Origin of the sequence: Roseivirga echinicomitans (genome assembly GCF_001592935.1) — a bacterium.
GTDB classification, from domain to species: Bacteria; Bacteroidota; Bacteroidia; order Cytophagales; family Cyclobacteriaceae; genus Roseivirga; species Roseivirga echinicomitans.
The window spans coordinates 1-520 of sequence record NZ_LRDB01000041.1 but is presented as its reverse complement, the minus strand read 5'-3'; the positions used below and the strand labels follow the sequence as shown (position 1 = coordinate 520).

The following is a 520-nucleotide window of genomic DNA, read 5'->3' as shown; positions in this document are numbered from 1 at the left end:
CTTGGTGGTGATGGTATTCACCCAATCATGCTTTCTTCTTGGGTTCAATTTATGTTGGCCGAATCTGCGCTGAAAATTGGAGTAACAGGCAACGCCAGAACCTATTTAGAAAATGGTTTAAGACAGCACATTGATAAAGTGATCAACTTCCAGTCAAGTGAAACTGGACATGTTGCTCCTGCATCTCAAGTGAATGATTATGTCAATGAAGTATTGACTGATTATGATGCTGCTGATGAAGATGGAAAAATGGACATCATTGCACGTGAGTGGTACATTGCTTCGTATACAAACGGAATTGAACCATTCAATACTTATAGAAGAACGGGGTATCCTTCATTCTTAATGGAACCAGTGATTGATTTAGGTCCATTCATGAGGTCTTTCCTTTATCCTGCTAACGAGTTAAATGTGAATCCAAACATTACTCAAAAAAGCAGTAATCAGATACAAGTATTTTGGGATACTAATCCTGCTGGATTTATAAACTAATCGAAATGAAAATAACAAATAAATATAT

At 36.5% G+C, this 520-nt stretch carries 1 protein-coding gene; it reads left to right on the top strand.

All coding sequences use genetic code 11. The features are described from left to right. The coding region (locus AWN68_RS13365) for a SusD/RagB family nutrient-binding outer membrane lipoprotein (protein WP_157716214.1) at nucleotides 1-492 on the top strand (492 nt) is incomplete at its 5' end. Nucleotides 493-520 lie beyond the last annotated feature (28 nt).